At 68.5% G+C, this 13,352-nt stretch carries 11 protein-coding genes; 3 read left to right on the top strand and 8 right to left on the bottom strand.

All coding sequences use genetic code 11. The features are described 5' to 3' along the window. Positions 1-28: 28 nt before the first annotated feature. Together ACRDNQ_RS07170 and ACRDNQ_RS07165 are read right to left on the bottom strand one after the other, a co-directional pair. Positions 29-376 (bottom strand): DUF2794 domain-containing protein, encoded by a 348-nt coding sequence (locus ACRDNQ_RS07170; protein WP_431827969.1) that lies wholly within the window; start codon positions 374-376, stop codon positions 29-31. 249 nt (positions 377-625) lie between these two features. Continuing rightward, positions 626-2,281, bottom strand: coding sequence for a Y-family DNA polymerase (locus ACRDNQ_RS07165; RefSeq protein ID WP_431827968.1), 1,656 nt, complete (start codon positions 2,279-2,281; stop codon positions 626-628). A 76-nt stretch (positions 2,282-2,357) separates the two neighbouring features. Between ACRDNQ_RS07165 and ACRDNQ_RS07160 the strand changes: the two genes are divergently transcribed. After that, on the top strand, positions 2,358-5,288 hold the full coding sequence (locus ACRDNQ_RS07160; protein ID WP_431827967.1) for an error-prone DNA polymerase: 2,931 nt from the start codon (positions 2,358-2,360) through the stop codon (positions 5,286-5,288). Between the two features lie 171 nt (positions 5,289-5,459). Here the strand turns inward: ACRDNQ_RS07160 and ACRDNQ_RS07155 are convergent, their stop codons facing one another. From ACRDNQ_RS07155 to ACRDNQ_RS07135, 5 genes are all read right to left on the bottom strand, one after another. After that, positions 5,460-6,722 carry a lytic murein transglycosylase gene (locus tag ACRDNQ_RS07155; RefSeq protein WP_431827966.1) on the bottom strand — a complete coding sequence of 421 codons (1,263 nt, stop codon included), beginning with the start codon at positions 6,720-6,722 and terminating at the stop codon, positions 5,460-5,462. A 97-nt stretch (positions 6,723-6,819) separates the two neighbouring features. Next, positions 6,820-9,057: a ribonuclease R gene (rnr, locus tag ACRDNQ_RS07150; protein ID WP_431827965.1), complete on the bottom strand. Its 2,238-nt coding sequence runs from the start codon at positions 9,055-9,057 to the stop codon at positions 6,820-6,822. 132 nt (positions 9,058-9,189) lie between these two features. After that, positions 9,190-10,287, bottom strand: a complete 1,098-nt coding sequence (locus tag ACRDNQ_RS07145; protein WP_431827964.1) for a site-specific DNA-methyltransferase — start codon at positions 10,285-10,287, stop codon at positions 9,190-9,192. Between the two features lie 90 nt (positions 10,288-10,377). After that, on the bottom strand, positions 10,378-11,013 hold the full coding sequence (locus tag ACRDNQ_RS07140; RefSeq protein WP_431827963.1) for a ribonuclease HII: 636 nt from the start codon (positions 11,011-11,013) through the stop codon (positions 10,378-10,380). A gap of 166 nt (positions 11,014-11,179) precedes the next feature. After that, the gene (locus tag ACRDNQ_RS07135; protein ID WP_431827962.1) at positions 11,180-11,662 is read right to left on the bottom strand and encodes a hypothetical protein; all 483 of its coding nucleotides are present in this window, start codon (positions 11,660-11,662) and stop codon (positions 11,180-11,182) included. 170 nt (positions 11,663-11,832) lie between these two features. Here ACRDNQ_RS07135 and ACRDNQ_RS07130 point away from each other — a divergent pair, with 170 nt between their 5' ends. Next, positions 11,833-12,129: a hypothetical protein gene (locus ACRDNQ_RS07130; protein WP_431827961.1), complete on the top strand. Its 297-nt coding sequence runs from the start codon at positions 11,833-11,835 to the stop codon at positions 12,127-12,129. Continuing rightward, positions 12,101-12,805, top strand: a complete 705-nt coding sequence (locus ACRDNQ_RS07125; protein ID WP_431827960.1) for a winged helix-turn-helix domain-containing protein — start codon at positions 12,101-12,103, stop codon at positions 12,803-12,805. The genes ACRDNQ_RS07130 and ACRDNQ_RS07125 overlap by 29 nt, the downstream gene beginning before the upstream one ends. A gap of 6 nt (positions 12,806-12,811) precedes the next feature. Here the strand turns inward: ACRDNQ_RS07125 and ACRDNQ_RS07120 are convergent, their stop codons facing one another. After that, the gene (locus ACRDNQ_RS07120) at positions 12,812-13,294 is read right to left on the bottom strand and encodes a GNAT family N-acetyltransferase (protein ID WP_431827959.1); all 483 of its coding nucleotides are present in this window, start codon (positions 13,292-13,294) and stop codon (positions 12,812-12,814) included. Positions 13,295-13,352 lie beyond the last annotated feature (58 nt).

Genomic DNA, 13,352 nt, shown 5'->3' with positions numbered 1-13,352 from the left:
GTTTGGGCGGCGGGCCCGGCTGGCAGGCTCAGTCCACGGGGCGGATCAGCTTGCGATCGAGGACGCGCAGCACCGTCTTCAGGTCGTGGCCGCGTTTCAGGACTTGTCCGTCCATGCCGATGACCGCGTACATGCCTTGCCTGTTGCGAAGCCTCGGACGTTTCTCGATGCGATAGATCGGGTGCTCGGCTGTTCGGCGGAACACCGAGAAGATGGCAGCCTCGCGCAGGAAGGACATGCCGTAGTCGCGCCACTCGCCCGAGGCGACCATCCTGCCATAAAGGGCCAGGATCACCCCAAGTTCGGCCCGATCGAAGGCGACCTGATCGGAGATCGCGCGTGTGGAGGGAAAGGGTGTGGGCGACTGGATCGTCATGACAAGATGTTGTGCCCACCCGGTCTTGAAATCAAGCGTGGTCACGGAAATGCCGCAAAATTACCTTTGGCCTGCGCGGACCCCTCCTTTTTTGTGCCGGGTTCGGAAGGGAGATTGGGACCTAGCGAAAGACGCTAAACCCCCGGTGCCGCGGATCAACAGCCCCCACCCAGCCTGCGGCATCGGGGTCTTTCGCCCTCCTTCCCCCAGGAACTCGCTTCGAAGGACCGGCAGGCAGCGCCGCCGCTGTCAGGCGAACTGTCCCTGACAGAACCAGCCCGACGACAGCGCGCCACCATGGGCGTAGTAAAGCCAAAGCTCGGCCCCGTCGTCGGTGACGACCCGCCAGTAATCGCGCACCCCCGTCCGCCAGTCCGGATCGTCCAGCCACCATTCCGGTGCGATCCGTTCGGGTCCGGCCGCCGCGACCGTCCGGAATGCCTGTCGCCGCCAGCGGAATTCCAGCGGGACCTCGGGCGCGTCGTCGGCCGCCACCAGCTCGGGCCGCCACAGCAGAAGCGGCCGCCGCGCAGGGGGGGGGGGCCAGTCGGTGGCCGGTTCCGACCAGGCGGCGGCCAGCACCTTCGACGTCTTCTCGGGGATATGGCTTTCCGCCGGATGCAGACGGGTGATCGCCTCGAGTCCCACCCGCGCCCCCAGCTTGCCGATCAGGTCGTCGACCGCCGTGTTCGCCGACAGCCGTGCCCGCACCGCTTCGGCGGCATCCAGATGCCCCTTGTGCTGGCGCGCGTGCACCGGCTCGGTCTGGACCGCCTCGACCCGTACGCAGTCGATCCCGAAGCCCGCGTCGATCTCGCCCAGCTTCAGCATCAGAAGCGGCCGGATGCGGTCGGGCTGGGCCGAGGGGCGGGCCAGCCCGACCTCGACCGATTGCGTCGTGTGGTCGCTGCGAAAGCAGTCCATCCGAATCCGCCGCGCGCCCCGTCCCTTCGCCGCCAGCCTTTCGCCCAGCGCGGGCAGCAGACGGTCAAGGGCCGCGGCAATGTCCTCGGCCCGCCCAATGGGATCGGGCAGGGTCAGCCGGACCGCGAAATGATCGGGGGGCCGCGCGGGCGAGACGGGTTCCGGCTCGACCCCCAGTGCCTGGTCGAGGCGCTGCACCAGCGCCCGGCCGAAGCGCCGCGCCAGCGCCGCCCGGGGTTGCCCCGCCAGATCGCCGATCCGCCGGAGGCCAAGCCGGGACAACTCAGCCACCGTCTGGGCGTCGATCCGCAGTCCTGCCACCGGCATCCCGGCCAGCACCTGCCGCGTCTGTCCCGGCGGCGCGATGACCGTCTGCCGGCCGATGGGCGTGACGGCCTCAGAGGCCGGCCCACCGCGATCCCACTGCCGGCGCCGCGCAGCGCGCGACCGGGTCGCCCAGGCTTCCTGGTCGATGGCGTCGCCGCTGCGCGTGGCCTGCACGGGCTGACCGGCGTACCGCGCCAGCGCCCAGGCCGCCCCCACCGTGTCGGCGACCCCGGCATGCATCGTCAGCCCCAGCCCCGCGCAATCCGCGCCGATCTCGGCCAGCAGCGCCTGTTCGCCGCCGAACAGATGCGCGCAGCCTGTCAGGTCGACGACCAGAGCATCCGGCGGCTCTTCCGCCACCCAGGGCGAGATCTTGCCCGCCCAGCGCCGGATCACGGTCAGGAAGGCCGCTTCCATCTGCGGGTTGGAGCGCCGCGTGATCAGGTCCGGACACATCGCCTGCGCGTCGCGAAGCGGCTGACCCGACTGAAGCCCGGCCGCCGAGGCCGCCGCCGACAGCGATATCAGCACCTGCAAGTTCTGCTGGTCCGCGACCACGGCGAAGGGCGCCCCCGCCAGTGCGGGTTCGATCCGCAGATGGCGCTCGGCCGCCAGGCGCGGGAACCACAGGGAAAGGATGCGACGGTTCGGCATGAGGGGAACAGGCAGCTTTGTTCTTGTTTCGTTCTATTGTAGATTTCGACCCCTGCCGAGTCGAGTCGCCCCCTGCATGTTCGCCGAACTCAACATCACCTCGAACTTCACCTTCCTCACCGGGGGCTCGCACCCCGAGGAATACATGCGCCGTGCTGCCCTTCTGGGCCTGCCCGCCATCGCCATCGCCGACGAGAACTCGGTCGCCGGGATCGTGCGCGCCCATACCGAGGCGCGCGAGATCGCGCGGCAGGTGCGCCTGCGCGCCGAGGCCGGGCTCATCGGCCCGCCGCGCCCCGCCCATATCCCGAAGCCCCCCAGCGCCGAGGTGGACGTCGCCCCGCGCCTTGTCCCCGCCGCCCGGATCGTGCTGACCGACGGTTTCACCGTCACCGCCCTGCCGCGCGACCGCGCTGCCTGGGGGCGACTCTGCCGGCTGATCTCGACCGGGCGGCTGCGGGCCGAAAAGGGGGCCTGCGCGCTGCGCCTCGACGATCTGATCGAGTGGGGCGAAGGGATCGAGCTTCTGATCCACCCCGGCCACCGCGACCGCTGGGCCGACAGCGCCCGCCGCCTGATCCGCCGGTTCGGCCCCGCCTGCCACCTTCTTCTGGCCCCCCGCTACGACGGGCAGGATCCCGCGCGCTTCGCCCGGCTGGGCGCGCTGGCCGAAGGCCTGGGTGTCGCCACCGTCGCCAGCGCCGCGCCGATGATGCACCACGGGTCCCGCCGGCGCCTGACCGACGTGCTGACCGCGATCCGGCAGGGCGTGCGGGTCGACGATCTTGGTCGCGCGGCCCTGACCAACGCCGAACGCCGCCTGCGCTCGGAGGCCGAGATGCGCCGTCTTCTTGCCGGGCACGAGGACGCCGTCGACCGCGCGGGTGAGGTCGCCGCGCGCTGTACCTTCTCGCTCGACGAGTTGCGCTATGAATACCCCTCCGAGGTTGCCCCCGGCGAAAGCGCCGCCCAGCGCCTGCGCCGCCTGTCCCTGGAAGGTCTCAGATGGCGGTACCCCTCGGGCGCGCCCGAACGGGTGCTGGCGCTGCTCGAACACGAACTCGCCCTGATCGGCAAGCTGGGGTACGAGCCCTACTTCCTGACCGTCCATGACGTCGTACAGTTCGCCCGCGCGCGCGGCATCCTCTGTCAGGGTCGCGGCTCGGCGGCGAACTCGGTCACCTGCTACTGCCTTGGCGTCACCTCGGTCTCGCCCGAGATCGGCACGATGGTCTTCGAACGCTTCGTCTCCGAGGCCCGGAACGAGCCCCCCGACATCGACGTCGACTTCGAGCACGAGCGGCGCGAAGAGGTGATCCAGCACATCTACAAACGATATGGCCGCCACCGCGCGGGGCTTTGCGCCACCGTCATCCACTATCGCGGCAAGCGGGCGGTGCGCGAGGTGGGCCGCGCCATGGGCCTGACCGAGGACACGATCAGCGCGATCTCGTCGCAGCTCTGGGGCTTCTTCTCGACCGCCGGTCTCGAGGATCACCGCCTGCGCGAGATCGGCCTCGACCCCGAGGACCGTCGCCTGAAACAGACGATGGAGCTGATCTTCGAGGTCCAGGGATTCCCCCGGCACCTGTCCCAGCATGTCGGCGGGTTCATCATGACCGAAGGCCGCCTGGACGAGCTTGTCCCCATCGAGAACGCCACGATGGAGGACCGCACCGTCATCCCCTGGGACAAGGACGACATCGACAGCCTCGGCATCCTCAAGGTCGACGTGCTGGCGCTGGGCATGCTGACCTGCATCCGCAAGGCCTTCGACCTGATCGCCAGGCACCACCGGGTCGACTATACGCTGGCGACGCTGCCGCCCGAGGACCCGGCCGTCTACGACATGCTCTGCAAGGCCGACAGCCTGGGGGTCTTCCAGGTCGAAAGCCGGGCGCAGATGAACTTCCTGCCCCGCATGCGGCCGCGCAGCTTCTACGACCTCGTGATCGAGGTGGCGATCATCCGCCCCGGCCCGATCCAGGGCGACATGGTCCACCCCTATCTCCGCCGCCGCAACGGCGAAGAGGCGGTGAGCTTCCCCTCGGACGCGCTGGGGCAGGTGCTGGGCAAGACCCTGGGCGTGCCGCTGTTCCAGGAACAGGCGATGCAGATCGCCATCGTCGGCGCGGGCTTCACCCCGGAAGAGGCCGACCGCCTGCGCCGGTCGCTTGCCACCTTCAAGAAGCACGGGTCGGTCAGCGAATTCCACGACCGCTTCATGGCCGGCATGCGGCGGAACGGATACGACGAAGACTTCGCCGCCCGCTGCTTTGCCCAGATCGAGGGCTTCGGAAGCTACGGCTTCCCCGAAAGCCACGCCGCCTCCTTCGCGCTTCTCGTCTATGCCTCGGCCTGGCTCAAGCGGCACCATCCCGGCATCTTCGCCTGCGCGCTTCTGAACTCGCAGCCCATGGGCTTTTATGCCCCGGCACAGATCGTTCGCGATGCCCGCGAGCACGGGGTCGAGGTGCGGCCCGTCGACATCAACGCAAGCTACTGGGACAACGTGATGGAACGCGATGATCGCGGCGGCCTGGCCCTGCGGCTGGGCTTCCGCCAGATCAGGGCGATGCGCGAGGAAGAGGCGGGCTGGATCGCCGCGGCGCGCGGCAACGGCTATCGCGGCGTGGCCGATGTCTGGCGCCGGGCCGGCGTCGAGCCGCGGCTGATCCGGGTTCTGGCCGAGGCCGATGCCTTCGCCGCGCTGGGGCTTTCCCGCCGCGACGCCTTGTGGGAGGCGAAGGCGCTGGGCGGGGCAGAGCCGCTCCCCCTTTTCGGAGGCGATCTCGACGGCGAGGGGATCGTCGAACCCGCCGCTTGTCTGCCTGCGATGACGGAAGGTGAAGAAGTGGTCGAGGATTACGTGGCCCTGCGCCTGACCCTTCGCAAGCATCCCATGGCCTTCCTGCGACCGAAGCTCACGCCCGGCGGCGCGGGGCAGAATCTTCTTGCCTCCGGCGGAGGTATTTTTCCGCCAGAAGAAGCGGCAAGGGTTTCTTAACCACAATCCGCTCTCCTGTGTGCGCGGTACAGGCGGAGGCGCCGATGACCGCGCCAGGAGAAGCACCCCGCCGGTGAACGGTCCCGGCGGGGTGTGACGCCGAAGGGATCTTCTTCTGGCCGCAAATACCTCTGCCGGAGGCTGCCCGCGACGCGGGCACGCGGCGGCCCGTTAGGGCAGCCGCTTGAGCACCTCGTACGAGGCGTAGCCGTCGGGGGTCAGGCCCACCGACTTCTGGAATTCGCGGATCGCGGCGATGGTGCGGGGGCCGATGATCCCGTCGACCCCCTCGGTGTCGAAGCCCGCGCGGGTCAGGCGCTCCTGCATGTCCTTGCGCTCGGCAAGGCGCAGGGCGCGGTCCTCGCGCGGCCAGCGGGCCCGGATCGGCGGGCCGCCGGCGATGCGGTCGCTCAGGTGTCCCACGGCGATCACATAGGCGTCGGCGGTGTTGTAGCGTTCGATCACGTGGAAATTGTCGAAGATCATGAAGGCCGCGCCGCGCGCCCCTGCCGGCAGCAGGATCGAGGCCCGGCCATGATCCGGCACCACCGCACCCGAGGTGTCGCGCACGCCAAGCGCGGCCCAGTCCGCAGGCGCCTTCTTGATCCGCTCGCCGGCAAGCGCGAAGTCGAAGCTCGGCGGCAGAACCACCTCGACGCCCCAGGGCTGCCCCGTGGTCCAGCCAAAGTGCCGAAGATAGCCCGCGGTCGAGGCAAGCGCGTCCGAGGGGTCGTCCGACCAGATGTCGCGCCGGCCGTCGCCATGGAAATCCTGCGCATAGGCCAGATACGAGGTGGGCATGAACTGCGTGTGACCCATGGCGCCGGCCCAGCTTCCGGTCATGGCGCGGGGCGCCACGTCGCCCGCCTGCACGATGCGCAACGCCGCGATCAACTGTTCCTCGAAGAACGCGCCGCGCCGCCCGTCATAGGACAGGGTCGCCAGCGCCTCGATAATCGGGGTGGTGCCCCGGAAGGTGCCATACGCGCTTTCAAGCCCCCAGATCGCGACCACGACCTCGCGCTCGACGCCGTAGCGGGCTTCGATCTCGGCCAGAAGTGGGGCGTTGGCGTCGCGTGCCGTGCGGCCGTTGGCCACCCGGGTGTCCGACACCGCGCTGTCGAGATACTCCCAGATCTGCTTGGTGAATTCGGACTGGTTTCGGTCGCGCTGGATGACGTCTGCGTTGTAGCGGATGCCCGACAGGGACGCGTCAAGCACGTCCGGGCCAATCCCCTGGGCCACGGCGCGGGCGTGAAACCCGTCGATCCAGCGCTGGAAGCCAAGGTTCGATGTCGCGGCCTGCGTTTCCACGGCTGTTCCTTCCCCGCCCGCGCGGGGCGTCGGCCGCGGCGACGTCTGGGGTGCGACAGCCATGGCGGCCTCGGCCGCGCACAGGCAAGCCGCTGCCAGAATCCCGGTCCATTTCCGCATGGGGCACCTGTTGACGTGTTCTTGTTCTGCTCGTCGGCAGGATAGCCCGATTCCATCGCACCGCAAAGCGCAAGACCGGGCGCTCGGCGAAAGCGCGCTAGCGGCGGCGGCGCGTGACCTTGCGCGACGCCGCCGCGAGGGGTCTCCGCGCCGGACGCCCGCGCCGGGTGCGGGCGGCCTGGCCCGAGGGCAGGCCGCGCCCTTCAAGCTCGACCAGATCGAGGACAAGGCCGCCGGTCACCGGCACGGCCTCGGCCAGGCGCACTGTCACGCGTTGACCCAGGCCGATCACGGTGCCTGTGTCGGCCCCCATCAGCGTCTGGCTGTCGCGGTCGAAATGGAAGAATTCGCGCCCCAGCGCACGGATCGGGACAAGGCCGTCAGCCCCGGTCTCGTCCAGTTTCACGAAGGCGCCGAAGCGCTGGATGCCCGAGATGCGGCCCGTCATTTCGGTGCCTATGCGTTCGGACAGGAACGCCGCAAGGTAGCGATCGGTCGTGTCGCGTTCCGCCAGCATCGACCGCCGCTCGGTTTCGGAGATATGGGTGGCGGTGTCCTCGAGCCGCTCGATGTCCTCGGGCGACAGCCCGTCGTCGCCCCAGCCGTGCGCCGTGATCAGCGCGCGGTGAACGATCAGGTCGGAATAGCGACGGATGGGCGAGGTGAAGTGCGCATAGGACCGCAGCGCAAGGCCGAAATGTCCCAGGTTCAACGGGCTGTAATAGGCCTGCGTCATGGCGCGCAGCGTCGAGATGTTGATGAGTTCGTCGAAATCGGTGCCCTCGGCCTGCGCCAGAAGCCGGTTGAGGTGCGCCGTCTTCAGCACCTGCCCCTTGGCCAGCGTCAGACCCGAGGCCTGGGCCACTTCGCGCAGGGCGTCGAGTTTTTCGGGCGCGGGTTCCTCGTGCACCCGATACAGGAGCGGGCGGCGCGTCTTCTCGAGCGTCCGGGCCGCCGCGACGTTGGCGAGGATCATGAATTCCTCGATCAGGCGGTGCGCATCCAGCCGCTCGCGGAAGGCCACCGACGTGACGCGGCCCTCGTCATCGAGTTCGATCTTTCGCTCGGGCAGGTCGAGGTCAAGCGGCTGTCGCAGTGCCCGGGCCCGTGTCAGGGCCTCGTATGCGGCGTAAAGCGGCGCGATCACGTCGTCCATCAAGGGTGCGCAGCGGTCGTTCGGGGCGCCGTCGCGGGCGGCCTGGACTTCCTGATAGTTGAGCGAGGCGACCGATCGCATCAGGGCGCGTTCGAAGCGGTGGTCGATCAGCGTGCCGCCTGCGTCGATCCGCATGCGCACTGCGATGCAGGCGCGCGGCACGCCTTCGTGAAGCGAGCAGAGATCGCCTGACAGCCGGTCGGGCAGCATCGGCACCACGCGGTCGGGGAAATAGGTCGAGTTGCCGCGCTTCCACGCCTCGCGGTCAAGGGCCGACTGCGGGCGGACGTAGTGGGCGACGTCGGCGATGGCGACCCAGATCACATGGCCGCCGGCGTTCTTGGGGTCGTCGTCAGGCTGGGCCCAGCAGGCATCGTCGTGGTCGCGGGCGTCCGAAGGGTCGATGGTTACAAGCGGCATCTCGCGCAGGTCGGTCCGGCCGGAAAGGCCTGCGGGTGTCTGGCGGTCGGCTTCGGCGATGGCGGCGTCGGGGAAATCGTCGGGAATGCCATGCTGGTGGATCGCGATCAGCGACACCGCCTTGGGCGCGGACGGGTCGCCCAGACGCGTGACGACGCGGGCCTTCGGCAGGCCAAGACGGTTCTTCGGGCCGATGCTTTCGGCCTCGACCAGTTCGCCGTCCTTCGCACCATGGGTTTCGCCGCCGGGGACCATCCATTCGCGGTCTGCGCCCTTGTCGATGGGCACGATGCGCCCGCCCTCGGCGGTCTTTCGGAAGATGCCAAGCACCTTCAGCGGGTTCGTCCCGACGCGGCGGATCATCCGCGCCTCGTAGGCGTGGCTTTCGGCCTTGACCTCGGCCAGACGCGCAAGGATGCGGTCGCCCTCGCCCAGGGCAGGGTCGCCGGCGCGTGGAAGGATCAGGACGCGGGGCTCGGGCCCGTCGCCCTGCCATTCCAGCGGGCGCGCGAAGAGGTCGCCATCGGCGTCGGGCGTGACCAGCAGAACCGAGACCGGCGGCAGGCGGTCGGGGTCGCGATAGGTCTTGCGCCGTTTCTCCAGATGCCCGTCCGCTTCTAGCTCCTTCAGGACGCGCTTGAGGTCGATGCGCGCCGCCCCCTTGATGCCGAAAGCCTTTGCGATATCGCGCTTTGAGGTCTGGCCCGGATGGTCCGAGATCCAGTCGAGAATTTCGTCCTTGGTGGGCAGCCGGCTCATGCATCTTGGCTAGCACGCCCGCGGGGAGGGGTCATGACGGATTTCGCACTGCCTGCGAAAAAAGCCCCGCCGCGGGTGGCGGCGGGGCGAAGTTGTGCCGTGGTCAGGCCACAGGCACCGGCGGTAACTGGTTCAGGAAATCTCGGACCGGATCTGCTGGCGCAGCACGTCGATCGGGATGCGCTGGCCTTCCTTGGTGAAGTGCCAGTAGGTCCAGCCGTTGCACGACGGCGCGCCTTCCAGAGCGGCGCCGACCTGATGGATCGAGCCTGCGGAATCCGCGGACACCAGCGTGCCGTCGGCGCGCACTTTCGCGGTCTTGCCGCGCGGGCTGACCAGAACCTCGCCCGGCCGCAGAAGGCCGCGTTCGACAAGCTGTCCGAAGGGGATCCGCGGCTCGGCGCGCTTCGAGGACGTGACCACCAGCGCGTCGCGGTCCAGCTTCCTGACCCTTGCGATACGGGCCTCGGCGACCTTGCGATAGGTCTCTTCGCGCTCGATGCCGATGAAATCGCGGCCCAGCATCTTGGCGACCGCGCCCGTGGTCCCGGTGCCGAAGAAGGGATCGAGCACGACATCGCCCGGGTTTGTGCTGGCCACAAGGATGCGGTGCAGCAGGGCCTCGGGCTTTTGCGTCGGGTGGGCCTTGTCGCCGTTTTCGTCCTTCAGCCGCTCGTGGCCGGTGCAGATCGGTAGTACCCAGTCCGAGCGCATCTGCACCCCGTCGTTGAGCGACTTCAGCGCATCGTAATTGAACGTGTACTTCGCACCCTCCGAACGGGACGCCCAGATCATCGTCTCGTGCGCGTTGGTCAGGCGCTTGCCGCGGAAGTTCGGCATCGGGTTCGACTTGCGCCAGACCACGTCGTTTAGCACCCAGAACCCCGCATCCTGAAGCGCCGCGCCGACGCGGAAGATGTTGTGGTAGGACCCGATCACCCAGATCGCCCCATCGGGCTTGAGCACCCGCCGCGCGGCCGTCAGCCAGGCGCGGGTGAACGTGTCATAGGCCTCGAACGACCCGAACTGGTCCCAGGCATCGTCGACGGCGTCGACGCGCGAGTTGTCGGGGCGATGAAGCTCGCCCCGCAGTTGCAGGTTGTAGGGCGGGTCGGCGAAGATCAGATCGACCGATGCCTCGGGCAAGCCATTCATCGCCGCGACGCAATCGCCGGCAAGAATCTGGTTCAGCGGGAGCGTGTCGCCCCCCCGTGCGGTCTTCGACGTCATCTCTGCCTCTGTCCCCGCGCCTTTATATGGCGCGTCTTGTTGGGACCAAAGATGAGTCATGCCCGAATCGGCGTCAAATTCTTTTTTGAATCAGTCACTTATTGATTTCTCTTGATACAAGATGTTGTGGACCGGCGCGAAGGAGCGACGATGATATGGGGTTACCCCCAGGGTCTTCAGCGCGGCGCGGTGGTGGGCGCTGGGATAGCCCATGTTGCGTTCCCAGCCGTAGCCGGGGAACTGTTGCGCCAAATCCACCATGATCCGGTCGCGCGTCACCTTGGCCACGATCGAGGCCGCGGCGATCGAGAGGCAGCGTGCGTCTCCCTTCACCACCGCGGTGGCGGCGCAGGTCAGGCCGCGCGGGATCATATTGCCGTCGACCAGCACGTGAGCCGGGGTCTCTGGCAGGCCGGCCACCGCCCGTTCCATGGCAAGATGCGCAGCGCGCAGGATATTGAGGCGGTCGATCTCGTCGATGCTGGCGTGGGCGACCGAGACATCGGCGCAGTCCAGAAGCGCCGTGAACAGGGCCTCGCGCCGCGCGGCGGTCAGGCGCTTTGAGTCCTGCAAGCCCCCCGGGATGCGGGCAGGATCCAGCCGAACCGCGGCGGCCGTTACGGGGCCGGCCAGTGGACCCCGTCCAACCTCGTCCACGCCCGCGACCGACAGGCAACCGCCGGCGAGGAGATCGGCTTCAAGCTGGAAGTCAGGCACCTGCGACATCAGGGGATGGATACCCAAGGCCCCGAGCATCGCAAGACAAATCGGGCCGGGGATAAGCCCCGGGCCCCGTCACCCTGATCTTGTCGGGCCGGGGGTTGATCCCCCGGCCCCACCGGCGCGGTGGAGATGCGTTGCGCCCGCGCCGGCTGCTCGATGGTCTGCGCGCTTAGCGCCGCGCCCACCTGTCTTCGGCCCGGTATCCCTCGCGGGCGAGGCAGCGTTCGCCATAGACGCTGCGCCAGCCGCGGTCGGTCCGGGTCTTCCATTCGCAGTGCGCGGGCAGCGCGTTCCTGTGCGCGTAGGTGCGCGTCAGGCACTGGCGCTCGTAGGCGAACTGGTCCGGCCCGCCGCCGTTCACGCGGACCAGGCAGGCCTCGGGAAGAAGCCGCGCCTGCGACCGCCCCGTCTCGTTGCGTGCCTCGGTGGTCCAGGGACGCCAGGCGTCCCTCGTCAGCGTATTGTCCCGAGCGACCTCGGGCGCGGCGGCCCTGGCGGCTTCGTTGCGCTGGTTGATGGCGCGGGCGATAAGACCAAGGGCCACAACGCCCGCGACGACGCCGGCCAGATCTTGCGCCTCGGCGCGTGCGGGGGCGGCCGGTGTCGTGGCGAACAGGCCGGCGGCGAGGATCGAGATGAGAAAGGCTTTCATGGTGCGGGCTCCTTCCGGGATCGGATTGTCGCGGACGGTGCCCGCGGCGATGAGATGACGGTGTGCGGAAGGGGGCGGGCTAAACAATATCGGCGCGCGGTTATCCGATAACGCCCGGCGCGCGTCAGGAGTTATTGAATATCGCGGGCGCCGCAGCCATCCTGCGGGGCATGACACACCGCCCCCTCTTCGCCGTCTCGCTTGCGCTTGCCCTCATCGGGACGGGCGCGGCCCAGGCCGCCTGCTTCGCCGATTACAAGGCGAAGCGTGACGATCCCCTCCAGTTGCAGTACGGCGTGATCGAGTTGCCCGATGCCGCCTGCAGCGGCACCGGTGCCGCCAGCGAGGAAATCCGCCGCCGGATCGCCGCGGGTGGCTGGCAGCTTCTGAACGTGGTCTCCATCTTCGGGGCCGAAGGACTGGAACAAAGGAAAGAGAGTGCCGGCGAGTACTACCTCCGCTTCTGAAAGCCGCACGGCAAGCACGCGCGTCCTGACCTTCGGCATCCTCGCCGTGGTCGCGATTCTCGCGATTGCCGCCTTGTTCCTGTTCCTGACGCTTCCCGACGCCGACGCGTTCAACGCGCGGGTCGAACGGATCTTCGTGGAAAACGACGATCTGACCTCGCGGGCCGAGATCAAGCTTCTTGAGATACTCGCGCAGTCGGGCACTTCGTTCTCCGAGGTGCTTGCCGGCTATCGTGCCGTGTTCTTCGTTCTGCTTCTCTTCGCGACCGGCCTTCTGGTCGCCTGCCTTGTCTTCGTAGTGACGATCGTGACCTTGAACCGTCGCATGAGTGAAATCGAACGACGCGGCATCGAGGTCGCATCGCTTGTCATCAACCGGGCCGAGAATACGATCCTGATGAACGGCATGACGTTTCAGCTGACCGGGGCTGCGATCGAAACGCTGGCCGTGCTGGCCGAAGCGCGGATGGACGACGACATCCTGACCGGGGCCGAGATCGAGGCGGTGATTTCGGGCCGCGACGCCTCGGATTGCGACGAAGCGGCAGGCGCAACCCGAATCAAGCGTCTGCGCGATGCGCTTGGAAATCAGCTTGTGGCCGAGTTGCTGGTCAAGACGGTGGCGAAGCGCGGCTATGTGCTGGCGATCGACAAGACCGTCATCGAGATGACCTGACGGCGCTCAGCCGTCCCACTTGGTCACCTTGCCGGTCACCCCGTCCCAGGCGCCGGGCGTCAGCGCCCGGCCAAGCACGCGGGCGGGGTTGGTCGGTGGCGGCATCTCGACCTGATCGAGCCGGTGAAAGCCGAAGCGCCCGTAATAGGGCTCGTCGCCGACAAGCATGACCCGGTCCCAGCCGGTCGCAGCGGCAAGGCTTTCCTCGATCAGCAGCGCGCCCAGGCCTTCGCCCTGCCGGGTCGGGTGAACGGCAACGGGCCCAAGCAGCAGCGCGGGCGCGCCGCCCACGCGCACCGGCCAATAGCGGATCGCCCCGGCGAGCGTGCCGTTGTCGCGCGCGGTCAGGCACAGCGCGGCCACAGGCGGGACACCATCGCGCAGGCGATAGGACGACAGCGCCTCGCGCCCCGGCGCGAAGCAGAGATCGTAAAGCGCCTCGACCTCCCACCAGTCGTCCGGCGTCTCCTGACGCAAGCTGTAGCTCACCCGCCCCCTCACGGTTTTTTCTGGAAACGCCCCTAGCACGGGGCTAGGTCACGGACAA

The sequence above is a fragment of the Saliniferula longa genome, assembly GCF_050789285.1.
In the GTDB taxonomy this organism is placed as follows: Bacteria; Pseudomonadota; Alphaproteobacteria; order Rhodobacterales; family Rhodobacteraceae; genus CAVPWP01.
This window is presented reverse-complemented; position numbering and strand designations above follow the sequence as displayed.